Raw genomic sequence first — 25,339 nt, 5'->3', positions numbered from 1 at the left:
CCGGTAATCCAGTGACCTCCGGTCCCGGAACCGGTAACTCCCGGTCCGGGAACCGGTGACGGAGTATCCCGGATTCGGTGACTCCGCTCGCCACCGAACCGGTGCCTCGGGAAGATCGGAGCCGGGGGCTCCGGTATGCAGTCGGCAGCAAGGGCCGTGGCCAGTGATTTCTTAACATGCACGTAGCAGCACGACAGCCGCCTGGCCCTTATGATCGCCCCAACACACGGGCCGCCGCGACACCTCGCATGCGCACAACGGCTCCGTGTCCCTCATCTCCCCCTGGCCGGGTTCGGCCCGCTGCGCCGTACCCTGCCCGACCCTTGGAAGGCGGCCTGAATGGTCTCTCGCGTACGCGTCTGGCTCAACCGCACGTACGCGGAGAACGTCTTCTTCATGGATCAGCTACGGTCCAATCCCCATGGCGCCCGGGTCGAGATCCATGCCACCCACGGTGATCCCGACTCGCCGGTCCTGGCCGCCGCGGACACCGCGGCGCTGGAGCCCGAGGGCCTGTCCCCCGCCGCATACGTCGAATACGCGCTGGCGCAGTGCGCCCAGCTCGCGATCGACGTCTTCGTGCCGGTGCTGCACCAGGGAGTCATCGCGGCGCACCGCGAGGACTTCGCCGCCCTCGGCACCGTACTGCTGGCCCCGCCGGCCGAGGCCATCGCCACCTTCCAGGACAAGGCCGCCGCCTATGAAGCGGCGGCGACCGCCGGGGTTCCGGTGCCGCCGTGGTGGCGGGTGCGCACCGCGGACGAGCTGGTCGCGGCCGTCGAGGCGATCGAGGCCACGGGCCACAAGGCGTGCTTCAAGCCCGCGGCCGGGGCGGGCGGTGTCGGCTTCCGCGTCGTCACGCGCTCCGCCTTCTCGCTGATGCACCTGACCGGCTTCCCCAGCCCGTACGTCCCGTTGAACCTGGTCGTCGACGCCCTGTGCGACGCCGACGAGCCCGTGGACTGGCTGGTCATGCCGCGGCTGGACGAGCCGGAGGTGTCCGTGGACTGCCTCACCGGGCCGGACGGCCGGGTCCGTATGGCGGTGGGCCGCACCAAGCACGGCCGCCGCCGCGGGTTCACGCTCCACCCGTCCTGGACCGAGCCGTCCCGCCGCCTCGCCGAGACCTTCGGGCTGCACTGGCTCACCAACATCCAGTACCGCCTCCATGACGGCGAACCGGTCCTCATGGACGTCAACACCCGCCCGGCGGGCGGCCTCCACCAGCTCTCCCAGTGCGGGCTGAACGTCCCGTGGTCCGCCGTCCGCCTGGCACTCGGCGAGGACCCCGGCGATCTGACACCGGACTTCCTGGGCCCGGACTACGCGGTGGTCGCGGGGCCCCGGCCGGTGCGTCCGGTGACGCTCCCTCAGCAGCGGACGGACTCCCTGCCGCTCGTACCGGCGCCCTCCTCGGGACCGGTTCCCGAGGCGGCACCGGCGTCCGCAGCAGCGGTGGCACCGGCTGCCGCCGCAGGCGTGGCACCGGCTGCCTCGGCGGCGCAGGCTGCCGCCATCGCACCGGCTGCCTCCGTCTCGCCGGCTGCCTCAGTCGCGCCCGGTCCTTAGGCCGCACCAGCGGAACGCGCCGTGGGAGCCCTCTTCCGCTCCCTATGCCCGCGGATGCGGATCTGCCGATCGCCTGAGTCAGCGCCCCGGCCGCAGGGCGTGCTGCGCGGCCAGGCGTACGGGGGCGTTCTGGGCGCCGTAGCCGCGGTAGCCCCCGTCGCGCTGGACGAGCTCGAAGAAGACGCGCCCGACGGTCTCGGTGTAGCAGTGGCGGAACTCGCCGTGCTCGTCGCGGTCGTAGAGGATGCCGAGTTCGCGGTAGGTCTCCAACTCGCCGGGGGCGAACTCGTAGCGGGCGGCCAGGTCGTCGTAGTAGTTGGCGGGCACCGGCAGGAGCCGGCCGCCGGCCTCCCTCACCCGGCGGACGGCGGTGACGAGGTCGTCGACGCCGAAAGCGATGTGCTGTGCGCGGCCGCCCTCGTCGGTCGGGGCGGGTCCGACGCTCAGCGCGATCCGCACGCTGCCGTCGGGGTTGGTGACGGCGCGGCTGCGCAGCAGTCCGTACGGGTCGGCGACATCCACACTCTCCTGCGCCTGGAGCCCGAGCACACTGCGGTGGAAGAGGGCGGCCTCGTCGAACTGGTGCCAGGGCTGGGTGAGCGCCAGGTGGTCGATGCCGCGGACGCCGGTGCCCGCTGCGGGGGTGTGGTCGACGGGCGTGAAGTCGCCGGTCCAGCTGGCGAGTTCGGGTTGGATGGGGGTACCTCCCTGCTCGCCCGAAGCCGAGAGCTTGGGGGAGGCGCAGAAGAACAGCTGCGTGCCGTCGGGGGCGGCCACGGCGTCGAGCGGCGCGTCTTCAGGGGCACGGCGGCGCGGCAGCACGGGGGCGAGGAGGGCCTCGGCGCGCCGGGCGGCGACGGCCGGGTCCGGGGACTCCAGGCCGATGGCGGCGAGGGAGAGGGCATCGCGCCTGTCGACCGGACCGGTGTTGAGCAGGACGCGGGCGTCGCCCTGCTGCCACAGCTCCACCGGCTTGCTGCGGTGCCTGGCGGTGCGGGCGAAGCCGAGCGCGCCGAGCAGCGCGGAGGCCGGTTCGGCGTCGGGTGTGACGAGTTCGGCGAAGGCGACGCCGGTGGGTACGACCGGGGCCGGCGGGGTGGCCAGGCCGGTTGCCTCCTGCAGGACGATCAGTGAGCGCTGGGCGTCGACGGCGGTCGGGCGCGCGTCGGCCTGGCGGAAGACGTCGTTGAAGACCTCGAGCGAGAGCGGCCCTGATAGCCGGCGCGTACGACGTGGCCGAGGAGCCCGGCGACGTCGAAGCCGCCCTGCCCCGGGAAGCAGCGGTGGTGGCGGCTCCACTGCAGCACGTCCATGGCCATCAACGGGGCGTCGGCCAGCTGCAGGAAGAAGATCTTGTCTCCGGGGATGTCCTCGATGCCCTTGGGGTCGGAGCCGCGAGCGAGGATGTGGAAGCTGTCCAGGCAGGTGCCGAGCGCCGGGTGGTCGGCGGCCTCGACGATGCGCCAGGCGTGGTCGTACGTGTTGACGTGCCGGCCCCACGCGAGCGCCTCGTAGGCGACGCGGATGCCGTAATCCTGCGCCAGCTCGGCGAGCCGGCGCAGTTGCGCGGCGGCGAGTGCGTCGTCGTCCACGGCGAGCGGCGAGACGCTGGAGCACACGAGCACCGTGTCGGCGCCCAGCCGCCGCATCAGCCGGAACTTGTGCTCGGCCCGGCGCAGATTGCGGGCGAACTCGTCCTCCGGGACGGCCTCGATGTCGCGCATCGGCTGGTAGAGGTCGATGGTGAGGCCGAGGTCGGCGGTGCGGGCGCGGATCTCCTCCGGGGTGAGGGGGCTGGCGAGGAGATCGTTCTCGAAGATCTCCACGCCGTCGAAGCCGGCCCGTGCCGCCGCGGTGAGTTTCTCGGTGAGGGGGCCGCTGAGCGAGACGGTGGCGATGGACGTACGCACGGCGGTGCTCCTTCGGGGTCGGTGCTGTGTCGGGGGGTGGCTCGGAGGACGGGACAGGCTCGGGCCGGTCTGGCTCGGAGGACGGGCCGGGCTCGGGCCGATCTGCCTCGGAGGCCGGGTCCGGCTCGGAGGCCGGGTTGGCTCGGAAGCCGGGTCCGGCTCGGAAGCCGGGTCCGGCTCGGAGGCCGGGTTGGCTCGGAAGCCGGGTCAGCGGCGGAGGCCGGGACGGGCTCGGGCCGATCTGCCTCGGAGGCCAGGCCAGACTCGGGAGCCGTGTCAGGTTCGGAGACCGGTTCCGGCGCGGAGACCGGTTCCGGCGCGGAGACCGAGTCCGGCTCGGAGACCCGGTCCGGCTCGGACACCGAGTCCGGCGCGGAGACCGAGTCCGGCTCGGAGACCCGGTCCGGCTCGGACACCGAGTCCGGCTCGGACACCGAGTCCGGCGCGGAGACCCGGTCCGGCTCGGACACCGAGTCCGGCGCGGAGACCGAGTCCGGCTCGGAGACCGGTCAGGCGTGGGCTCCGGCGGCGCCCGCCAGCTCCGCGATGTCGGCGAGCATTCGGGTGCTGTCGGGCTCCCTGCCGGTGAACAGGCGGAACGCGTCGACGGCCTGGAAGACGGCCATGCCGCCGCCGTCGAGCGTGGCGCAGCCGAGCGCACGGGCCGTGCGCAGCAGCTCGGTCTCCAGCGGCCGGTAGACCACCTCGGCGATCCACAGGTCCGGGTGGAGCAGCTCGGCGGGGAACGGGAGTCCGGGGTGCGCGGCCATGCCGGTGGGCGTGGCGTGCACGATGCCGTCGGCGCCCGCGATGAGGTCCCGGAGTGCGCCCGGAGTGGCGGGCGTTGCCCGTCCGTCGCCGAAGTGGCGGTTGAGGGAGGCGGCGAGAGCGGCCGCCCGCTCCGGCAGCGCGTCGACGACGGTGAGCCGCCCGGCGCCCAGGGTGAGCAGGGCGTGCGCCACCGCGGCGCCCGCGCCTCCCGCGCCGAGCTGCACGACCTGGTCGAGCGAGGCGTCCGGCAGGCCACGGGCGAACGAGGCGGCGAAGCCCGTGACGTCGGTGTTGTGACCGACGGCCCGGCCGTCCTCGAAGACGACGGTGTTGACAGCGCCGAGGGCCTCGGCGCCCGGGGCGATCGCGTCGAGGTGCTCGATGACGAGCTGCTTGCACGGGTGGGTGATGTTCAGCCCGTCGTAGCCCAGGTCGCGGGCGGCCCGGAGCAGGTCGCCGACCTCGTCGGCCGTGACACCGAGGACATCGATGTCGATCAGCCGGTAGAGGTAGCGCAGGCCTTGGCGGTCGGCCTCGCGCTCATGGAGCGCCGGGCTGAGCGAGGGCCCGATGCCGGCGCCGATCAGGCCGATGAGGAAGGAGTCCTGGGTCCTGGATGCCATCGCTGCCTCTCGCCGCATTGTGCGTAATGTACGAACTGGTTCGTTAGTCATATCAGGCGGGTCGCCTCGACAGGAAGACCTCGCCGGAAACTCCGGGAATCCCGCGGACCGTTGATCTACCGGGATCCACGAGCGGGACCGGCTTCTACAATCGCCAGCATCGGACGGTCCAAGCCCCGCCCCGCACCAGCAGCTCGCCCGAAGGTCCCCGCCCCGCACCCGCCCGAAGTTCCCCGCCCCGCACCAGCGCCTCACCCAGAAGGAACCAACGGATGACCACCGTCGAAGAACCGGCCCGACCCGGCGGACGCATCCGCGACGCCGCCCGCACCAAGGCCGAGATCCTCGACGTGGCGACGCAGGAGTTCGCCCGCGCCGGGTACATGGGTGCCCGCGTCGACGAGATCGCGGCCCGCACCCGTACCACGAAGCGGATGATCTACTACTACTTCGGCGGCAAGGAACAGCTCTTCACGGCCGTCCTGGAGCGCGCGTACTCCGTGATCCGCCAGGCCGAGCAGGAGCTCGACGTCGAGCATCTCGACCCGGTGGCGGCCATCCGCCGGCTGGCCGAGCTCACCTTCGACCACCATGAGGCACACCCCGACTTCATTCGGCTGGTCAGCATCGAGAACATCCACGAGGCGGAGCACATCGCCGCATCCGAGGTGCTCGGCAAGCTCAGCTCGCCCGCGATCGAGGTGATCCGGCGGATCCTCGAGGCGGGCCGGGCATCGGGCCTGTTCACGGCCGATGTCGACGCGGTGGACCTGCACGCGATGATCAGTTCGTTCTGCTTCTTCCGGGTCGCCAACCGGCACACGTTCGGCGCCCTCTTCGGCCGCGACCTGGTCGCATCGGACCAGCGGGAGCACTACCGGAACATGCTCGGCGACATGGTCATCGCCTACCTCACGGCGGACCGCTCGGCGGACTGAACACAGGGTCCCGGCGGACCGCTCGCGGACTGATCACGGAATGTGCGTCGGACCGGTTTCTGCGCGACCTCTTGACAGGTGGGATACGTGGCTGCAACATCCGTAGCCACTCGCTATTAACTATCCAGTGAGTTAATCACCCGCCTTCCGACCGGAGCGCCGGTGACAGCCGATCCCCCGACCCTCAGGGCCCGGCACTTTCCCCCTCACCCGCTCTACCCTTCTCCGGAAGTCCCCAAGGAGCCGCCGTGACCGTCCCCGACGCCCACCAGGGCCAGCCGCGTAAGGCAGCGCTCGCTGCCTGGATCGGCAGCGCCCTGGAGTACTACGACTTCTTCATCTACGGCAGCGCCGCCGCGCTGATCTTCCCGAAGGTCTTCTTCGACGAGTCGGACCCGGCCACCGCGACCCTGCTGTCGCTGGCCACCTTCGGTGTCGCGTACGCGGCACGTCCGATCGGTGCGCTCTTCCTTGGCCACTTCGGAGACCGCCTGGGCCGCAAGAAGATCATGGTCTTCACGCTGATCCTGATGGGCCTGTCCACGTTCCTCATCGGCTGTCTGCCGACAAGGGAGCAGGTCGGCACGCTCGCCCCGGTGCTCCTCGTGCTGTGCCGCGTCCTGCAGGGCATCTCCGCGGCGGGCGAGCAGGCGAGCGCCAACTCCATGACGCTGGAACACGCACCGCCACACCGCCGCGGCTACTTCACGAGCTTCACACTCAACGGCACCCAGGCGGGCCAGCTCCTCGCCACCCTCGCCTTCATCCCGATCGCCGCCCTCCCCGAGGACCAGCTGCTCTCCTGGGGCTGGCGCATCCCGTTCTGGCTCAGCGTCGCCGTCGCCGTGGTCGGGTACGTCATCCGCCGCACGCTCGAGGAAACCCCCGCCTTCACCCAGCAGGCAGAGACCGAGGGCGTGGCCAAGCTTCCGCTGCTGGTGCTGTTCCGCGAGCACTGGGCGGACGTGCTGCGTGTGATCGCCGGTGCCCTGGTCGCGTCGGTCAGCACGATCTTCACCGTCTGGGCCCTGGCGTACGCGACGAGCGACTCGGTCGGCATGGACCGCTCGAGCATGCTGTGGGTGGGCGCGCTCGCCAACCTGGTCGCCCTCGGCGCCATCCCGCTGTGGGCCAAGCTCTCCGACCGCATCGGCCGCAGGCCGGTGTTCCTGACCGGCGCGGCCGGCAGCGCGGTCATGATGTTCGCCTACCTCTGGGCCATCTCCACCGGCTCGTACCCGCTGGTGCTGATCCTCGGCATCGTCACCTTCGGCATCGTCTACAGCGCCGCCAACGGCATCTGGCCGTCCTTCTACGGCGAGATGTTCTCCACGCGAGTCCGCCTGTCGGGCATGGCCATCGGCACGCAGATCGGGTTCGCCGTCGCCGGGTTCGCCGTGACGTTCGCGGCCGAGATCGCCGGCCCGAACGGTGACGACTGGTCGGCCGTGGCCCTGTTCACGGCGGTGCTCTGCGTCCCGCCGGTGCTCGCCGCGATCACCGCTCGCGAGACGCACAAGGTGCCGACGGAGCAGCTCGGTCTGCGGGAGCCGCAGGAGGCGACCGGCCGGGAGACCGTGGCCGCCTGATCTCTGGCGTGGCGCACTTCGGGGGCCGGCCCGGTGGGGCCGGCCCCCGAAGTGTTGTTCACACGGTCTCCGCCGCGCTCACGCCGGCTTGAGCTGCCACTGCTGGCAGGTGTTGCTCAGCCACGACCACTGCCGTACGTCCGCTCCGTCAGCCGTCGAGCAGTTCGCTACGTCGGCGACCTTGCCGGTGGACTGGTTGACGATCCGCACCCAGCCGCCCGATGCAGTGGTGACGAACCGGAACCGCTGGCAGGTGTTGTTCAGCCAGGACCACTGGCGTAGGTCCGCGCCGTCGGCCGTCGAGCAGTCGGCGGTGTCGAGGACCTTGCCGGACGCGACGTTGACGAGGCGGCTGGTGTCGTCGCCGAGGTCCTCGATGCGCCACTTCTGGTTGTTGCCGCCGCTGCACGTCCACTGCTGGACATTTGCCCCGTCCGCCGTCGAACTACCCGCCAGATCAAGGCACTTGCCGCTGTTGCGGTTGACGATGGTGTACGTCGTCGAGGCGGTCGACGGCTCTCCCGACGGCCCGGGGAGCGACGTACCGAGCGCGACCGGTGACCCGAAGTTCGGGGTGCCGTCCGAGTTCCAGGTGAACTTCTGCGCGCGGGTCGTCCGCCCGTTGTCGCAGCCCTCGCTCGCGCTGTCGTTGGCGTGGTAGACGATCCAGCTCTCGGTGCCGTCGGGCGAGGTGAAGAAGCCGTTGTGTCCGGGTCCGTAGACCCCGGCCGAGTCGTTCCGCTGGAAGACGGGCGTGGACTTCTTCGTCCAGGAGGACGCCGAGAGCGGGTTGGAGCCGGTCAGCTCCAGCTGGCCGAGCTTGTAGTCGGGCGTCCAGCAGCCGCTCGCCGAGTAGATGACGAACGTCCTGCCGCCCCGCTGCAGCACCTCCGGACCCTCGTTCACCGTCCCGCCGGACTTCTCCCAGTCGTACGTCGGTGTGGAGATCGTCGAGAAGGAACCGCTGACCGTATAGGGGTTGGACATCGGCGCGATGACGAGGTTCTGTGTGCCACCGCCGCTCGCGCTGCCCAGCAGATACATGCTGCCGTTCACGGTGAGCACGCTTGGGTCAAGCATCCAGGCGCTGTTCAACTGGTTCTTGTACGAGTACGGACCGAGCGGATCACTGCCGGCGCTCTCGAGGACGTGGACGCGCTGGGTGGGGATGTAGTCGGAGATGTTCTGTCCCGCGACGTAGTACAGGTACCAGCGGCCCCCGGAGTAGTGCAGCTCGGGCGCCCAGATGTTGCAGCAGCGGGAGGCCGCGTCGCCCTGCCACACCTGCACGCTGGGCGCGGTGGCCAGCCCGGCCAGCGTCGGCGACTTGCGCATGGTGATGACGTCGGTCCAACTCGTCGTCACCAGGTAGTAGTTGCCGTCGTGGTACGAGATCCAGGGGTCGGCGCCCTTCTGGGTCTTGACCGGGTTCGTGAACGAGGCGGCGCTCGCCGACGACTGTCCCAGGGACAGGGCGAGGATCAGCGCGGCCAGCAGCGTCAGTAGGCGACGGGCCATCCGCTGCTCCAGTTCAGAAGGTTGATCCCCAGCTTCGGGGTGCCGTTGTCGTTGCCGTCGTAGTAGTGGTACACGATCAGGTCGCCGTCCACATCGTTCATGATCGACTGGCCGCCGGGGCCGATGATGCTGCCGTGCGACTCGAGCACGGGCGTGCCGCCGTTGTTCATCATGGCGACGCCGCTCTTGTCGTAGTACGGCCCGGTGACGCTGGTGGCGCGGCCCACCTTGATCTTGTACGTCGAGCTGGTGCCCGAGCAGCACACGTCGTACGAGGCGAAGAGGTAGTAGTAGCCGTTCCGCTTGACGATGTACGGCGCCTCGACGGCCTTGGTGCCGGTCGGCCGGGACGCGAGCGAGTAGCGGGTGGTGTTCGTGGAGAGCTGCTTCCCGGTCGACGGGTTGATCTGGATCATCTTGATCCCGGTCCACCAGGAGCCGAAGGACAGCCACCACGTGCCGTTGTCGTCCACGAAGAGGTTCGGGTCGATGGCGTTGTAGTCGCTGGACGAGCTCGACGTGTAGACGATGCCGTAGTCCGTCCAGCTGCCGGGCTGACCGGTCGTCGAGCCGGCGAGCCCGATGGCCGAGGTGTTCGAGCCGAACTTCGAGACGGAGTAGTACATCAGGTACTTGCCGCCGTGGTACGAGATGTCGGGCGCCCAGGCCTCCGGGACGGACGAGTAGTTCGACCACCAGCTCGGCCTGGTCGTGAACGCGTCGCTGCCGGCGGTGAACGCGATCCGGTCGTTGGAGGTCTTGGAGGCGAGCCCGCCGCCGGTGGCGTACAGCAGGTACTGGCCCGATGAGGAGCGGATCATCGTCGGGTCGTGGACGACTGTCGAACCCGTGACGGTGCCCGGGTTCGGATACGCGGACGCGCTGCTCGGTACAAGGGCGAGCAGAACAGCCGCCGGGACGGCCAGCAGGGCGGTTCTACGGGAGGTGCGGCTCACACGGACCCTCCTTGGTGGGGGCAGAAGGAATCACAGGAAGCGAGCAAACCCATGAGCGTGTTCGCAATATCGAACGTTGGCCCTCACTTCGAACGGGACCGTAGAGTCGAACCACGTTCGCGTCAACGGTTTACACAACCCCTCCCGTCACTCAACCATCGAATGTGATTCGATAACTGCCGTGCCTCACAAGCAACTTGACGGGCCATCACTTTGCTGAACCCACAGCACGCACACAGCCGCCACGCTGGCCGTGAGCGCCGCGGGAACCGCCGCAGCGGGTCCCGGTACAGCCGCCACGGCCGCTCGGCACACAAGCTCCTAGAAACGAAGCGGCTCTCGTCACGGCAGCCCGCCAGGTGATCACCGAAGACCACCCGGCCTCAGACCGACTGCTTCCGCTCGCAGAACTGCTGGGCTTCTCGCCGTACCGCTTGAGCCGGTCCTTCACCCGTGAACTGGGGGTGTCAGTGACCCACTACCGCAATCGCCTCCGCATCGGCCGGGCACCTCGACCGCTTGGAGGAGGGAGAGGGCAGCCTCGGCGCCCTCGCCGCAGACCTCGGCTTCGCCGACCAGGCACACCTGTGCAGCATCATGCGCCAGTACCTGGGCCGCACACCGACGGCGCTACGGCGCCTGCTCGCTCCGGCGTCAGGCGTATTCGAAGATGCGGTTCCGCCTGGGTAATCGCGTGACGCGCAAGTCGTCGGACGTGGGGAATTGCGATTACGTGACTGTCGACACCCGCGGGCGGCCTTCCACAGCTCGTCGCGCTCGGCGTTCTTGCCGTGCACTGCCCGGATGGGATCACGGCGTGCGATGTCCCCCGGGAAGAGGTATGACGTAACGAGAAGATCCATGGAGCGGTCCCTGGCGGTTCCGGCACTGCCGCCGGAGGGAGCGGCTGGTATGCGTGGGCATGAGGCCCGGAGCGGGGACGGCTGGGAGGACGGTGTCACCGCTGCGCCTGGAGGGCTGTTCGATTTGCTGCGGGTCGCCGCCCTGGTCGTGGACGGCGACGGCCGGATCGTGCTGTGGAGCCCCGAGGCTGAGCTGTTGCTCGGCTACTCGGCCACCGAAGCATTGGGCCGGAGCGCCGGGCTGCTGGTGTCCCAGGAGAATCGTTGGCGAGCTCGGGAGTTGTTCGAACGCGTACGGGCTGGCACGAGCTGGGCGGGAGTGTTCCCGGTCCTGCACAAGGATGGCTCGACGCGGCAGGTGGAGTTCCGCACCATGCGGCTGAGCGACACGCATGGCGGCGTCCATGCCCTGGGCCTGGCCGCCGACGCCGAGACCCTGCGGAACGTGGAGAGGGACCTGGCCCTGTCCCACAGCCTGATCAACCAGACCCCCGTGGGCATCGCGGTGTTCGACACCGATTTGCGGTGGGTCCGCGTCAATCCGTCACTGGAGCGGATCAACGGCCTGCCTGAGGAGGCCGTGCTGGGCCGCCGTGTCAGCGAGGCGCTGCCGTCGCTGGACGTAGAGGCCATAGAGTCGCGCATGCGACACGTCCTGGAGACCGGCGAGCCACTGCTGGATCAGCAGACCGTGGGCCGGACGGCCGCGGATGCCAGGGATCACGCCTACTCGGAGTCGTACCACCGGATCGAGGACCCCAGCGGACGCGTGCTGGGCCTGGCGATCGCAGTCATCGATGTCTCCGCGCGACAGCTGGCGGCCGCCGAGGTCGCGAAGGCACGCGAGCGGCTCGCGGTGATCGCGGACGCCAGTGTCCGTATCGGCACCACCCTGGATCTGCACCAGACCGCCCGTGAACTGGCCGAGATGGCCGTGCCGCAGCTCGCCGACCTCGCGGCTGTCGACCTACTCGACTCGGTGGTCAGCCATGGCGACGCAGCCGCAGCCCGGACGGAGGGCCACGCCGACTTCCGGGCCCTGGCGGTCGCGGCGGGTTACCCGACCGATGCCATCCGGGCCGCGGACCCGGTCGGCGAACTGGCGTCGTACAGCTCGTCACGGCTGATCACCCAGAGCGTACGAGGGGCGCGGCCGATCCTGGTCGAGCGGGTGAGTGGTGCGACGATGCCACACATCGCCAGGGACGCGGCCGCCGCCGAGGTGCTCCGCAAGGCCGGGGTCCATTCCTATCTGGCCGCCCCGCTGATAGCCCGCGGAGAGGTGCTGGGCACGCTCAGCCTGTACCGCACGGTCAACGCCTTGCCGTTCGACGACCAGGACCTCACGCTCGCCACCGAGCTGGCCGCGCGCGCCGCCATCTGCGTCGACAACGCCCGGCTGTACGGGCGCGAGCGCACCATCGCGCTCACCCTCCAGCGCAGCCTGCTGACCCACCCGCCACCGGACTACGACGGCATCGAGATCGCCTCCCGCTATCTTCCCGCGGTCAGCGAGGTCGGCGGGGACTGGTTCGACGTTCTGCCGCTCAAAGGGGGCAAGATCGGCCTGGTCGTCGGCGATGTGATGGGCAGGGGCGTGCACGCCGCAGCAATCATGGGCCAGCTTCGTACGGCCACCCGCGCCCTCGCCCGGCTCGACCTGCCTCCCGCCGAGCTGCTGTCCCACCTCGACGACATCGCCGGCTCGCTCGGCGAGTCGATAGCCACCTGCATCTACGCCGTCTGCGACCCCCAGCACGGCCGATGCGAACTCTCCAGCGCAGGCCATCTGCCGCCGGTGCTGGTGCGCCCCGACGGCACGGCCGAATACCTCGACATACCCAGCGGCGTGCCCTTGGGGGTCGGTGGGGTGCCCTTCAGCGCCGAGGAGCGGGAACTGGCGGAGGGGACGCTGCTCGCGTTGTTCACGGACGGCCTGGTGGAGCATCGCGGGGAGTCCATAGAGGTCGGACTGCAGGACCTGCTACGGCTGCTGGAGGGCAACCGACGCCCGTTGGAGGAGATCTGCGACACGGTGCTCGGCGCACTGCACCGGGAATCTGACGACGACGTGGCGCTTCTACTCGCACGGCGGCGGAGCTGACCCGGTTCCGGCCGCTGCGGCCCAACAATCCGGCCTATCGCAATGGTCCCGGGCTGAGTGTGGAGGACATCCTGCGGACATGCCCACGCCAAGCGACCGGAGTCTTCGCGGTCGCTTGGCGTGGGTCTGGTTCCGGCGGGTTCCGCCTACGTCAGTCGCGCACCGCGGCCACCTGTATCCGGTCGATGTTCGGCGCCCACGCGGACGCGTTGCCGAATGTGACGGTGTTCGAGCCCTCCTTCAGTTCCACTGGGACGCCCAGGGTCCAGTAGTCGTCCCAGCTCCAGGTGTTCTTGAAGGTCACCGTCTGCGTCCTGCCGCCGACCGTGATGTCCGCGGTGCGGGACATGATGTCGGTGTTGTACGCGTGGCCGTTGTCGCGCCGATCGTTGTGGGCGTACTGGACGACCAGGACGTACTTGCCTGTGCGCGGCGCGTCGACGGTGAAGGTGGCAGTGCTGGAGGCGCTGTTGCCGAGCCAGCCGATGTACGTGCCCGACGAGGCGTACGCGCTGTCCACAAGCCGGGCGCCACCCGCCAGCGTCGCCTGCGCACCCTCATAGGTGAGCGTGCCGTTCGCCGAGCCCGAGCCTGCCACGTCGAGGGAGCGCAGCGCCGCGTGCCCGGTGGCCGTGATGCGGTTGTTGCCCGAGACGAGGTACAGCTTCAGCGGCCGGTTCGGGGCTGCCGCCACCGTCTCGCCGTGCAGGGACAGCTGCACGGCCGCCGACGCACGGGGCGTGACGGTGAAGTAGCCGTCGCGCGGCGCGTAGACGTCGAAGACCGCCTTGCCGCCGGAGCCGAGGACCAGCGCGCCCGTGCCTGTCCCTGACGAGTCGGCGTAGTCGTACGACACGTTGCCCGAGATGTCCGCGAGCGTGGCCTCGTACGAGGTGGTCGGCACCGTGTGCGCGGTGAGGTCGATGCGGTCGAGGGTGACCTCGTTGGTGTCATGGGCCAGGGTGAGCGTATGCGTCCCGGCGGTGAGGTCGACGGTCACGTCCTTCTTGGCGCGGTAGGTCCAGTTCTCCGTGGACGGATACGTGACCGTGGTCGCCGGGCCGCCGTCGACGGACAGCTTCTGGGTGGACGGGGCGCCGGACTGGTTGCCGTAGAGGATCGACAGGTCGTAGGTGCCGGTGCTCGGAACGGAGACGGTGAAGTCGACCTTGCTACTGGCGGTGTTGAGCGAGCCGACGTCCTTGGTGCCGGAGGCGGCGTAGCCGTTGGCGTTGCTCACCGTGCCCTGGGTGTAGACCTGGCCGCCCGTGATCTGCGCGTCCTCTGCCTCGTATGAGGCGGACCAGGGGACGGTGGCGGCGGCCGGGGTGCCGGAGCCGGCCGGGGTGAGCACGATGCGGTACGCGGACATCTTCTTCATGCCCTTGAGGGGGACGGTCACGCTGCCGTCCGACCCGACGCTGACCTTCGTGCGCGACAGGACGCGCGGCGCGACGTGCTGTCCCTCGTAGCCGGACCAGGCGGCCTCGGCGACGGTGGCCGTGACCGAGGTGCCGAAGACCTTCGGGTCGACGTGCTGCACGGCGACGTCCGCATCACCGGAAGCGCCGCCGACCAGCACCTGGGCCTGCTTGCGCGAGGTGTCGAGCGAGGCCAGGCCCTGGAGCGTGTCGATCGTGTTCGGCGACGGCGGGGTGACCTTCACCGTCTGTCCGGTCATCCCCGCGTACCAGCGGAAGAGCCACCAGCCGCCGTTGGGGATGTTGGTGCGTACGACGTTGCCGCTGAGGTTGCCTGCAGCGTCCCAGTAGGCCTGGTTGGCGAGGACCTTGTTCCGCTCGAACATCGAGACCCACTGCACCAGCTGGCCCGGCACGGACAGGTCGCGGCGGTTGGCGTACTCGTCGATGTTGACGGGGAGCGGGGAGATGCCGAGGGACTTCTCCAGGGCGCGGTAGTGGTCGTAGTTGGACTGGAAGTACCTGAGCGAGTCCGGCGACAGCTCGTGCCACGTCATCACGTCGGGCAGGACGTCGTTGGCCTTGGCGTAGGCGAGGAAGTCGGGCAGCAGCCGCTTGTCGTAGTACGCCTCGTTGGGGCCGGCGATCCGGGCGTCCGGGTCCTGGGAGCGGATGCGCTGGTAGACGGTCTTCCAGTCGGCGAGGAAGCGGTCGCGGTTCTTCTCGTACGCCGCCGGGTCCTTCGTGTTGAGGCCGTACCAGATCCAGTCGGGCTCGTTGAAGGGGACGTAGACGAAGCGGTCGCTGTGCTCGGCGGCGTTGACCTTCTCGACGATCGAGTCGACCTTGGTGAGGTAGTCGGCGAGACCCAGGTCCTCGTACGGCCACTTCTGGTAGATGTCCTGCATCATCACGTTGACGTCGCCGCCGCCGTTGCGGAAGAAGGACTTCGAGACGGCGATCGCGTCGCCGTTCGGGTGCTGCAGTCCGCCGTCCGGTTTCTGCGAGATGGACGTGAGCTTCAGGGGGGCGAGGGCGGCGTCGCTCGGGACGCCGTCGTCGCCTAGTCCGTACAGGGCGCCGTTCGCCCCGAGCATGACCTCGCCCTCGGGGGCGCCGAGGTCGACGGTGACGGTCTGGGCGGCTGCCGCCCGGGCCGGCTGGGCGGCGGGCAGGGTGCCGGCCATTGCTGCTGCTCCCATCAACACTGCGGTGAGTGCGGTTGTCGTCCGTCTTCTTCTCTTGCCGGGCATGCGTGGCGTGCGGCTCGTGCTGCTCACGTAGACCTCCGGTTACTTGACGGCTCCACTGGTGATTCCGGACACGATCTTTCGCTGGGCCACCAGGAACACGGCGACCATGGGCAGGCTCATCACCACGACGTACGCGAAGATGAGATGCCAGTTGTTGAGGTAGAGCTGGGCGCTGGCGACCTGGTAGAGGTTGATCGGCAGGGTCGCCGCGTCTCCGCCGCCTAGGACGAAGAAGGCATAGAAGATGTCGCTCCAGGCGTAGAGCATCACCATGATCGTCGCGGTGGCGATGACGGGCCGCAGCAGCGGCAGGATGATGCGCAGGAAGATCCGCAGCGGCTTCGCTCCGTCCATTCGGGCGGCTTCCTCCAGCTCGGCGGGGATGGAGCGGATGAAGCCCGTCATGAAGAAGATCGACGTGGACAGGTACATCCCGGTGTAGACGGCGATCATGCCGGGCCTGGTGCCGGCCAGGCCCAACTGCCGCAGCTCCATGACGATGGTGATCACCGCGGGCGGCAGCAGCAGTCCGCTGATGGTGAGGGCGTACGCCGCCGAGACCAGCCTCGACTTGCGGCGGGCGAAGACCCAGGCCGCGCCCGCACCGAGGATCAGAACGAGCACCACCGAAGGCACGACGACCGCGAGGGAGTTGAGCAGGCCGCGCAGCATCTCGCCCTGGCTCACGGCGTCCGCGTAGTTGTCGGCGGGCTGCCAGTGCCGCGGCAGGTCGAGGTTCGGTTTGACCGCCTCGCCCTGGGGCTTGGCCGAGGTGACGAGGACCAGCCACAGCGGCACACCGACGGCGAGGCCGGCGAGCAGCAGCACGAGGGCGGGGCGCCCGAAGCGCCAGACACGGGCTCCTGAAAGCCCGGTTCCAGACATCGCTGAGAGCGCGCTCACAGCATCTGCTCCCTTCGGCGCAACCCGATGACCAGGGGGATCGCGATGGCGACCACGATCAGGAAGAGGACGAGGCTCATCGTGGACGCCTGCGCGTACAGGCCCTGTCCGAAGACCCGGAACATGTAGATGTTGAAGACCTCGGTGGACGCTGCCGGGCCGCCGCCCGTGGTGGCCTGCACGATGTCGAAGGTGTTCATCGAACCGATCAGTGCCGTGGTCACGTTGAAGGTGACGGCGGGTGCGAGCATCGGCCAGCGCACGGACCGGAAGGTCCGCCACGGCCCTGCACCGTCGATCTTCGCGGCCTCGAGCATGTCGCCCGGAATGCCCTTGAGCCCGGCGAGATAGATCAGCATCGACAGGCCCATCCACTTCCAGCCGTGGATGACGGAGACCAGGACGAGCGTCCAGGTGGTCGAGCCGAGCCATGGAACGTTCGCGCCGAACACGGAGTTGACCGCGCCGTCCTGGTCCAGGAGCGCCTGGAACACGTATCCGACGGCGAGCGCCGAGATGAGGACGGGCAGGAAGAAGACGGCGCGGAAGAAGCGGTTGAAGCCCGTGTCCTCCTCCAGGAGCAGCGCAAGGCCGAGCCCGAAGCCGTTCTGGAAGAGGGCGGCCAGGGCCGCGTACACGAGCGTCGTCCTGATGGCCCTCAGCAGCGAGCCGTCGTCCACGACCGTCTTGAAGTTGTCGAGGCCGGTGAAGGCCACGTCAGCGTGGTACGAGGACCAGTTGGTGAACGGATAGTAGAAGTTGAGCAGGTTGGGCACCAGGAAGAAGGCCACGAAGACCACGACCGCCGGCAGCGCGAACCACCAGGGGTGGTGGACGGCCGCGCGCGGCAGCCGTCCCACGTTCTTCTGCTGCTTCCTGCTCCTGCGGACGGACGGTGCCGCCTTGTCCATACGTATGGCTGTGTCGGCCACGACGGGAATCCCTCGCTCTGGGCGCTGAACGGCTCAGATCAGCAACCGGGCGGTCAGAAGCCGGGCGGTCAGAAGCCTGGCGCGCCCTGGGCCTTGGCCACCTGTGCGAACTGGTCCTGGATCGCCTGGGCCACCTGCTCCGGGGTCTTCTTGCCGTAGAGCATGTCGGCGAGATAGAGGTGTGTGTCCGGGGCGACGATGGCCTTGGCCTGGAAGACGCCGTTCGCCGTCGGCAGCGCCTCCATCTGCGCCTTCGAGGTGTCCGGGAGCCCGTCGGGACTGGGCACTCCGGGCTGCACCGAGGGGATCTTCATCGCCTTGATGTACGCGGCATAGTCCGTGTCGAGCCAGAAGGCCAGGAACTGGCGGGCGGCGTTCTGCCGCTTCTCGTCACCGGTCTTGAAGGCGACGACGCCGTTCGTCTGGTCCGGCGAGTACATGCCGGTGGCGTCGGAGTTGGAGATCGGGAACCAGCCCAGCTTCTTGTCGATCTCCTCGGTGCTGTGCTTGGCCTGGATCTGTGACTGGAAGGAGGTGACGTTGAGGACCATGCCGGCGTCGCCGTTCCACAGCGCGTCCGCGGAGCCGGTGAAGGTGCCGGTCTTGTAGTTCTTCTGCGCGAGCCCGGCGTCGAGCAGCTTCTCCTTGTACGTGGTGATGGCCTTGACGACGACCGGGTCGGTCCACTTCTCCTTGTTCTTGTTGAGGTCCGCCCACCACTGCTTGTCGAGGTCGGTGAGCTGCACCTGCATCTGCCACTGCAGGGGCCACTTGTCGCCGCCGGACTCGTAGAAGGCGGCCGCGTCCGTCTTGTCCTTGATCTTGTGGCCGAGGGCGAGCAACTCGTCGTAGCTCTTGGGGAACTGGTCCTCGGTGATGCCCGCCTTCTTGAAGACGTCCTTGTTGTAGTAGACGCCGAGCATGGCGGGGGTGGTGACGATCGCGGCATAGCGCTTGCCGTCGATGACGCCGAGGGACTTCTCGGTGTCACCGAGCTTGTTCACCCAGGGCTCGTTGTCGAGGGTGAGCAGGTTCTGCTGCGGCTGGATGAACGGCAGCGTCGAGATGGACGGCTGCCAGAACATCAGGTCCGGCTTGTCGCCCGAGGCGAGCTTCGTCGGCACGTTCTGCTCGTACAGGTCGGGGATCGCCTGGGTGTCGACCTCGGCGCCGGTGGCCTTCTCGAAGGCGTCGATGACCTGTTTGGGGGCGTTGACAGTGTTCTGCGCGGTCCACATGGTCAGCTTCACGCCGTCGAGCTTCGCCGTGGGGTCGACCTTCGTCTGGGGCGCGGAGTCCGCGTCGCCGTTGCCCGCGGTCGGGTCGCTGCAGGCGGTGGCGGTCAGGGCGGTGGCACATATCAGCACCAGGGCTGGGAGAACTCGCTTCATCGGGGTTCTGCCTTTGCTGCGTGGACGGGCATGAAGGGGTCGAAAGGGCTTGAGTGGGGCTCGAGAGGATGTCGTCTGACTCTGGGTCAGGAGATGACCGGCGGAGGACCTGAGCTCTCCCTGACCACAAGTTCCGGTACGGAGACGGGGTGCGGGGCCACGGGAGCGGACTGTTCGACGACGCCGTGCAGCAGCCCGAAGGCCGCCCGCCCGAGGCCGGTGAAGTCCAGTCGTACGGTGGTGAGTGACGGGGTGAGATACGCGGCGTGCGGGGCGTCGTCGAAACCGGCCACGCTCACCTCGCCGGGGATGGAGCGCCCCGCCTCGTGCAGCGCCCGCATCACCCCCAGCGCAAGGTCGTCGTTGCCGCACAGGATCGAGGTGACGGACGGGTCGGCGGCCAGTTTGCGGCCCGCGGCGTGACCACCTGCCGGGCCCCAAGTGCCCTGCACGGGCCGGGGTTCGGGGGCTCCCGCCTCGCGCAGCGCGGCGCGCCAGCCCGCCGTACGCGCCGCGGTGCGCCGTGTGCTCGAGGGGATGGCGACGTAGTGCACGGTCTCGTGGCCGAGCGACAGCAGATGGCGGGTGGCCTCGTAGGCCGCCACGCGGTCGTCGGTCCACACCCAGGGGCGGTCGCCGCCGGGTGTCCGCGCGGGGGTCTCGACGACGCCCACGACGGGGATTCCTGCGGGTACTTCCTCCAGGGCCCGTACGCCGGCCGGATCGTACGCGATGACGATCAGCCCGCCGCCGGCGTCGGCGGCGCGCTGCACCTCGGCCCGCACCGCGGTCTCGTCGGCCGACTCGAGCACGCCTATGGCCATGGTGTACGAAGCCGAGCGGGCCGCCTCCTCGATGCCCTGCAGGATGCTCGCGTAGCCGTGGTGGGTGGTGTTGGCCGTCAGGACGGTGACCGATCGGGAACGGCCGCTGGCCAGCGCGTGCGCGGTGGCGCTGCGCCGGAACCCCAGCTCGTCGATGGCGGCGAGTACGCGCTCTCGGGTCGACTGCTTCACGCTGGGGTGGCCGTTGATCACGCGGGAGACGGTCTGGTACGAGACGTTCGCCGCGGCGGCGACGTCCCTGATGCTCGCCGTCCTGCTTGTGTGACCGGTCACATTCATGCCGGGATTGTGACCGGTCACAATTACGTCGTCAAGAGACCGTAACGACGGATTCATACGTCGGACGCACACCGTCGGAAGCGACGGACACAGGGAATCAGGAGGGTCCGCGTTGACCGGTGAGGCAGCCACCAGCCCAGCCAACATCCCTCAGGAGAAGTTCACTTGGGGTCACGCGGGACTTGAGGCCGAGTTCGCCACCGGCTCGAACGGGGCGCTGAGGATCACCCGCCTGGCGCGGCCGAACGCGGCCACCCTGTCGCCCGTCGGCCCCGAGTCGGCACTGCCTCTGGTGGAGATCACCGCGCTGGGACACGGTAACGGCTGGTCGGGGCCGAGGTTCATCGACTCGGCGCTCGGCGGGCGGATGCGGCACCGTGGCCACCGGTCCGAACGGGACGGCGTCTGGCACCGGCTGTATGTCGAACTCTTCGACGAAGCGACCGGGTTGGCGGCCGAGGTGGTGTTCTCCTCTCCTGACGGCATCCCGGTCATACGTTCCGAGGTCCGGCTGCGCAACGAGGGAGCCGAGCCGCTCGTGCTGCGGTCCGTCTCCAGCCTTCTGCTCGGCGCGTTGCCCTCGCCCGACGTTCTGGACGTGCACCGCGCGCGCAACGACTGGCTGGCCGAGTGCCGCTGGTTCACCGAGCCGCTGCGCGCCCATGTGGCCGACATCGGCCGGGAGTTTCATGAGCACGACAGCCGAGCCTGCCTGGCGGTGAGCAGCCGGGGCAGCTGGCCCACCGACGGCCATCTGGCGATGGGAGCGCTCTCCGACCGTACGGACGGCCGGACCTGGCTGTGGCAGATCGAGTCGGCGGTGGCCTGGCGCTGGGACACGGGCAAGTGCGGGGGCGGTACGTATCTGGCGCTCGGCGGACCTACGGATGCCGAGCACCAGTGGCGGGAACACCTCGCCCCGGGGGCCGAGTTCACGACCGAAGCGGCGGCCCTCGCCCTCGGCTCCGGCTTTGAGGACGCACTGGCCGCCCTTACCGCGTACCGCCGTGCCGGGCGCCGACGGCACCCCGACCTCACCACCCTGCCCGTCGTCTTCAACGACTACATGAACACGCTGATGGGCGACCCGACGACGGAGAAGCTGCTGCCGCTGATCGACGCGGCGGCGTCGGTCGGCGCCGAGTACTTCTGCATCGACTCGGGCTGGTACGACGACGCGCAGGGCTGGTGGGACAGCGTCGGCGAGTGGCTGCCCTCCGAGCGGCGCTTCCCGGGCGGTGGCATCCAGGCCGTCCTGGACCACATCCGCAGCCGTGGCATGGTGCCGGGCCTGTGGCTGGAGCCCGAGGTGGTGGGCGTACGCAGCCCGGTCGCCCGGTCTCTCCCCGACGATGCCTTCGTCTGCCAGGACGGCATCCGTGTCACCGAGCACGGCCGCCACCAGCTGGATCTCCGCCACCCGGCCGCCCGCGCCCATCTCGACGCGACGGTCGACCGGATCGTGGCGGAGTGGGGCGTGGGTTATCTCAAGCTCGACTACAACATCACGGTGTCCCCCGGCGGCCCGCTGCTCGGCCATGCCCGCGCCTGGCTGGACTGGCTGTCGTCCCTTCTCGACCGCCATCCCGGCCTGGTGATCGAGAACTGCGCGTCCGGCGGCATGCGTATGGACGGCGCCTCGCTCGCCGTCACCCAGCTGCAGTCCACCAGCGACCAGCAGGACCCCCTCCGCTACCCGCCGATCGCGGCCGCCGCACCCACCGCGGTGCCGCCGGAGCAGGGTGCGGTGTGGGCGTACCCGCAGCCGGAGTTCACCGACGAGGAGATCGCCTTCACGCTCGGCGGTGCGCTGCTGGGCCGGATCCATCTGTCGGGCTACCTCAACCGCATGTCGCCAGCTCAACTCTCCCTGGTCCGGGAGGCATTGGATACGTACAAGTCGCTGCGTCACGACCTGCCGCGTGCCGTTCCGTTCTGGCCGCTCGGGCTGCCGGGCTGGGACGACGAGTGGGTGGCGCTGGGGCTGCGCGGGGACGACGCGACGTATGTGTCGGTGTGGCGGAGAGGTGGTGCGGCGGGCCGGACGCTGCGCGTGCCGCACCTGGCGGGCCGTGAGGTGCGTGCCGAGATCCTGCACACGTCATCGCCCCTGGCCACCGCGACCTGGCATGCCGACCGGTCCGAGCTCGCCGTTGAGCTGCCGCGGGAACCGGCTTGCCTGCTCGTCCTGTTGACGGAGAAGGCCCCCGGACAGGCGGAGTGAGAGAACCGGCTGCGGCTCACCGGCCGCGTCTCTCACGACGGTCCGGAACGGCGGCCGCCGCTGCCTCGCCGCTCCGCCTCACACATGACCACACATGACCACACATGATGACGAGGAGCGTGTCGCCGGGCAGGTCGGCCGGATACCCGTCGATGCGCTCCTGGTCCGCCGGCAAGGCCCTGGCACTGCTTGCTCCGGGCTCACACGACTCAGTCTCCAGATGTCCAGGACAGGCTTTCAGCCACTTCCTGCCCCTTGCCTTCGAACAAGAAGTCGCGCACCCCTGTGGCCTTATCAGGAGGTGCCGGCCCCTGCCCCTGGTCGGAGTCGCCGACGAACGGCGTGCCAGCCCATGAATCCTGTCTTATCGCACCATAGTGGGATGCCATGAGCACGGACTCCACGGCCCCGGCCGGCCTCGACCAGCAGCCGAAGGACCAGCCTCCAGACCCGGCGATCGTGACCATCGGCGTGGTGGCGGTGCTGATGGTCGTGGCGTGGGCGGCCATCGGCAAGGACAACTTCGCCGATGTGTCGGACACCGCCCTGAACTGGGTCCTGAGCAATTTCGGCTGGCTCTTCGTGGTGGCCGCCGATTTCTTCCTGGTGCTGTGCGTGATCCTCGCCTTCAGCCGGTTCGGGATGATCCGTCTGGGACGGGACGACGCGGAACCGGAATTCACCAACACCTCGTGGATCGCGATGATGTTCAGCGCCGGAATGGGCATCGGCCTGATGTTCTACGGCGTGGGCGAGCCGCTGCAGCACTATGTGTCGCCTCCGCCCGGCACCGGCACGGAGCCCAAGTCCCCGGGCGCGGCCCTGACGGCCATGGAGTACTCGTTCTTCCACTGGACGCTCACCCCGTGGGCGATCTACGGGGTGGCCGGTCTCGCCCTCGCGTACGCGGGTTTCCGCAAGTCCCGTGGCAACCGGCTGAGCTCGGCCTTCGTGCCCCTGATCGGCGAGCGGCGGGCGAACGGCTGGCCCGGCAAGGCGGTCGATCTGCTGGCGGTCTTCGCGACCGTCTTCGGCACGGCCACCAGCCTCGGCCTCGGCACTCTCCAGGTCGCCAAGGGCCTCGATCTGACGGCGGGGGTGCGCGAGTCCATGACGCTCGAGTTGATCATCATCGTGGCGCTGTCCGCGGCCTTCGTGGTCTCGGCCTTCTCCGGTCTCCACCGGGGCGTGAAGTGGCTGAGCACCATCAACATCGTGCTGGCAGCGCTGCTGATGCTGTTCGTGTTCGTGGTCGGCCCGACCGTGTACGTGCTGGACAGCATCCCGGCGAGCGTGGGCGGGTACTTCAGCGAGTTGCTCCCCATGGCCTCCCGGACCGGCGTCTTCACGGATCCGGAGTGGACCGGCCGGTGGACGATCTTCTACTGGGCGTGGTGGCTGTCGTGGGCGCCGTTCGTCGGCACCTTCCTGGCCCGCATCTCGCGCGGCCGGACGATCCGCGAGTTCCTCGTCGGGGTGCTGCTGGTGCCCAGCGCCGCGACCATGGTCTGGTTCTCCGTCATGGGCGGCAGCGCGATCCGGATGGACGCGACCGGGCAGGCGGACCTCGCCGAAACGGTTCAGGAAGGCGCGGAGGCCTCGCTGTTCGGGCTCCTTGACAACCTGCCGCTGTCCACGCTGACGTCGTGGGTCGCGATCGTGCTGGTGATGATGTACTTCGTGACGAGCGCCGACTCCGCGTCCATCGTGATGGGCTCGCTGACCAGCCGGGGAGCGCTGCACCCTCGTACTTGGCTGGTCGTCCTGTGGGGCGTGCTGATGGCCGCGGTGGCGGCGGTGCTGCTGATCGCGGGCGGGCTCGACTCGCTGCAGACGGCGACGATCCTGGTGGCGCTGCCGTTCGTGCTCGTGATGCTGATGCTGTGCTGGGCGCTGATCTCCGAGCTGCGCGAGGATCCGGGGGCCGGGCCCCCACGGCACGCCCTGCACGGCTTGCGGGACGCGGTGACGGCGATGCTGGGCGACGAGATCACCGAACACGGCCACCCCCGCCACCCTCGGCGTGGGCGGGGAGAGGGCGACCGCCGCGACGGCGACGGCCCTGGCTTGTGAGACCACCGGAGGGCCCGGAGGCGAAGCGCCTGATTCCCCGGTGATTCCCAGGCAGGCCGTACGTTCGGTGACAGCAGGTTCAACGTCGCGGCGGACTACGCGACGCCAGCAGAGGCGTCCTCAGCAGGTCCAGAGTCGGCCCCGGGGCGTAAGCGGGTCCGGGGAAGTGCGGGTGCGTTCCCGCGCCCGCCGCGGCAGCGGCTTGTGTCAACAGCCGGTGAGTGGCAGGCGTGGGGACGTGCCTGAACTTCATCGCGGCCGCTTAGCCCGCCCGGGCGGCGAGGTGGGCGTCCACAACGACGACACCGTCGATGCCCTGGCAGAGGCCCACGACCACCGGGACGAGGCTCGGTTCCGGGACGTGACCCCGCAGGGTGACGACCCCGTCCCGGACCTCGACCGCGACGGTGCCCTCGTCCAGGCCGAGGATGCGCCCCAGAACGTCCTGCTCGACCTCGCCGCGGATCTCGACGTCGGAGCGGATGAAGGCGTCGAGCAGGTCGCTGCGGCTGACGATGCCGGTGAGGAGCCCGTCGTCGCCGACCACCGGCAGTTGCTTGACGTGCCGCCTGCGGAGTTCCCGTGCGGCCCGGGGGATGGTCCAGTCGGCGCGGGCCGTGAAGACGGGGCTGCTCATGAGCGCGCCCGCGGTCCGGGCCCGGGCCTTGCCCCAGGCGCGCTCCTCGTTCCCGTCACGCCCCTGCGGATCGGGCATGCCTGTCTCGTGCCGCAGCACGTCGGACGCGGTCACGACGCCGACGGGGGCGCCGTCGTCGTCGACGACCGGGGCCGCGGCGATGTCGTGCGCGTCCAGCAGGGCGGCGACCTCCTGGAACGGTGTGCTGGGGCGGAGGGTGACGACCTCCTCGGTCATCACGTCACCGACCGTGCGGCGGTGCAGCATGGCATCGGCCTCCTCCGCTGTGCGACAGGGCGGCCGCGGTCGGACCGCCCGGGCGGACGACGCGCCGCGCGCCGGCCTCCGCGGCCCTGACCGGCTCGTCCACGCCGTCTCCTCTCCCCATGACAGCACCGCCCCGCTCCGGCGACCAGTGCCGTTCGGCCTGACGGGGAGCACCGACGGTCCCACGGCCAGGAGTGCGGACGAGCGCGCGGTAGATGCCGTCGACGCTGGGCGCCTGGCCCCTGCGCCCGGCCGGTGGGAACGTCTGGTCGA

At 69.6% G+C, this 25,339-nt stretch carries 16 protein-coding genes and 1 pseudogene; 7 read left to right on the top strand and 10 right to left on the bottom strand.

Annotated elements, in window-relative coordinates:
- The first annotated feature begins 339 nt into the window (after window positions 1-339).
- The gene (locus ACSMXV_RS35225; RefSeq protein WP_473175160.1) at window positions 340-1,569 is read left to right on the top strand and encodes an ATP-grasp domain-containing protein; all 1,230 of its coding nucleotides are present in this window, start codon (window positions 340-342) and stop codon (window positions 1,567-1,569) included.
- A 78-nt stretch (window positions 1,570-1,647) separates the two neighbouring features.
- Here the strand turns inward: ACSMXV_RS35225 and ACSMXV_RS35220 are convergent.
- Both ACSMXV_RS35220 and ACSMXV_RS35215 read right to left on the bottom strand, forming a co-directional pair.
- A pseudogene (locus ACSMXV_RS35220) lies at window positions 1,648-3,479 on the bottom strand (bifunctional sugar phosphate isomerase/epimerase/4-hydroxyphenylpyruvate dioxygenase family protein).
- Window positions 3,480-3,988: 509 nt separating this feature from the next.
- Entirely contained in the window at window positions 3,989-4,873 is an 885-nt protein-coding gene (locus ACSMXV_RS35215; RefSeq protein ID WP_473175159.1) for a shikimate dehydrogenase, read from the bottom strand.
- A gap of 272 nt (window positions 4,874-5,145) precedes the next feature.
- On the opposite strand from ACSMXV_RS35215, the gene ACSMXV_RS35210 reads away from it, so the two are divergent.
- Complete coding sequence (locus ACSMXV_RS35210) at window positions 5,146-5,811, top strand: TetR/AcrR family transcriptional regulator (protein WP_473175158.1); 666 nt, start codon at window positions 5,146-5,148, stop codon at window positions 5,809-5,811.
- Between the two features lie 248 nt (window positions 5,812-6,059).
- Window positions 6,060-7,400 carry an MFS transporter gene (locus ACSMXV_RS35205; RefSeq protein ID WP_473175157.1) on the top strand — a complete coding sequence of 447 codons (1,341 nt, stop codon included), beginning with the start codon at window positions 6,060-6,062 and terminating at the stop codon, window positions 7,398-7,400.
- 78 nt (window positions 7,401-7,478) lie between these two features.
- On the opposite strand, the gene ACSMXV_RS35200 is transcribed toward ACSMXV_RS35205, so the two are convergent.
- Both ACSMXV_RS35200 and ACSMXV_RS35195 read right to left on the bottom strand, forming a co-directional pair.
- Entirely contained in the window at window positions 7,479-8,918 is a 1,440-nt protein-coding gene (locus ACSMXV_RS35200) for a family 43 glycosylhydrolase (RefSeq protein ID WP_473175156.1), read from the bottom strand.
- The gene (locus tag ACSMXV_RS35195; RefSeq protein ID WP_473175155.1) at window positions 8,900-9,874 is read right to left on the bottom strand and encodes an arabinan endo-1,5-alpha-L-arabinosidase; all 975 of its coding nucleotides are present in this window, start codon (window positions 9,872-9,874) and stop codon (window positions 8,900-8,902) included. Before ACSMXV_RS35195 ends, ACSMXV_RS35200 begins: the two co-directional genes overlap by 19 nt.
- 519 nt (window positions 9,875-10,393) lie before the next feature.
- On the opposite strand from ACSMXV_RS35195, the gene ACSMXV_RS35190 reads away from it, so the two are divergent.
- Window positions 10,394-10,564 carry an AraC family transcriptional regulator gene (locus ACSMXV_RS35190; protein ID WP_473175154.1) on the top strand — a complete coding sequence of 57 codons (171 nt, stop codon included), beginning with the start codon at window positions 10,394-10,396 and terminating at the stop codon, window positions 10,562-10,564.
- 222 nt (window positions 10,565-10,786) lie between these two features.
- Window positions 10,787-12,841, top strand: coding sequence for a SpoIIE family protein phosphatase (locus ACSMXV_RS35185; protein WP_473175153.1), 2,055 nt, complete (start codon window positions 10,787-10,789; stop codon window positions 12,839-12,841).
- A gap of 151 nt (window positions 12,842-12,992) precedes the next feature.
- Here the strand turns inward: ACSMXV_RS35185 and ACSMXV_RS35180 are convergent, their stop codons facing one another.
- The 5 genes from ACSMXV_RS35180 to ACSMXV_RS35160 all read right to left on the bottom strand — a co-directional run bounded on the left by ACSMXV_RS35180 (window position 12,993) and on the right by ACSMXV_RS35160 (window position 19,865).
- Complete coding sequence (locus tag ACSMXV_RS35180; RefSeq protein ID WP_473179167.1) at window positions 12,993-15,449, bottom strand: CBM35 domain-containing protein; 2,457 nt, start codon at window positions 15,447-15,449, stop codon at window positions 12,993-12,995.
- A 105-nt stretch (window positions 15,450-15,554) separates the two neighbouring features.
- Window positions 15,555-16,400: a carbohydrate ABC transporter permease gene (locus tag ACSMXV_RS35175; protein ID WP_473179166.1), complete on the bottom strand. Its 846-nt coding sequence runs from the start codon at window positions 16,398-16,400 to the stop codon at window positions 15,555-15,557.
- 14 nt (window positions 16,401-16,414) lie between these two features.
- Window positions 16,415-17,350, bottom strand: a complete 936-nt coding sequence (locus tag ACSMXV_RS35170; protein WP_473175152.1) for a carbohydrate ABC transporter permease — start codon at window positions 17,348-17,350, stop codon at window positions 16,415-16,417.
- 68 nt (window positions 17,351-17,418) lie between these two features.
- Window positions 17,419-18,741 carry an ABC transporter substrate-binding protein gene (locus tag ACSMXV_RS35165; protein ID WP_473175151.1) on the bottom strand — a complete coding sequence of 441 codons (1,323 nt, stop codon included), beginning with the start codon at window positions 18,739-18,741 and terminating at the stop codon, window positions 17,419-17,421.
- Window positions 18,742-18,827: 86 nt separating this feature from the next.
- Complete coding sequence (locus ACSMXV_RS35160; protein ID WP_473175150.1) at window positions 18,828-19,865, bottom strand: LacI family DNA-binding transcriptional regulator; 1,038 nt, start codon at window positions 19,863-19,865, stop codon at window positions 18,828-18,830.
- Between the two features lie 112 nt (window positions 19,866-19,977).
- Between ACSMXV_RS35160 and ACSMXV_RS35155 the strand changes: the two genes are divergently transcribed.
- Entirely contained in the window at window positions 19,978-22,089 is a 2,112-nt protein-coding gene (locus ACSMXV_RS35155) for a glycoside hydrolase family 36 protein (RefSeq protein WP_473175149.1), read from the top strand.
- A 387-nt stretch (window positions 22,090-22,476) separates the two neighbouring features.
- On the top strand, window positions 22,477-24,162 hold the full coding sequence (locus ACSMXV_RS35150; RefSeq protein WP_473175148.1) for a BCCT family transporter: 1,686 nt from the start codon (window positions 22,477-22,479) through the stop codon (window positions 24,160-24,162).
- 262 nt (window positions 24,163-24,424) lie between these two features.
- Here the strand turns inward: ACSMXV_RS35150 and ACSMXV_RS35145 are convergent, their stop codons facing one another.
- A complete protein-coding gene (locus tag ACSMXV_RS35145; RefSeq protein ID WP_473175147.1) occupies window positions 24,425-25,066 on the bottom strand; it encodes a CBS domain-containing protein in 642 nt (213 codons plus the stop codon).
- Window positions 25,067-25,339: the final 273 nt, after the last annotated feature.

The sequence above is a fragment of the Streptomyces sp. DSM 42067 genome, assembly GCF_055792885.1.
This window is presented reverse-complemented; position numbering and strand designations above follow the sequence as displayed.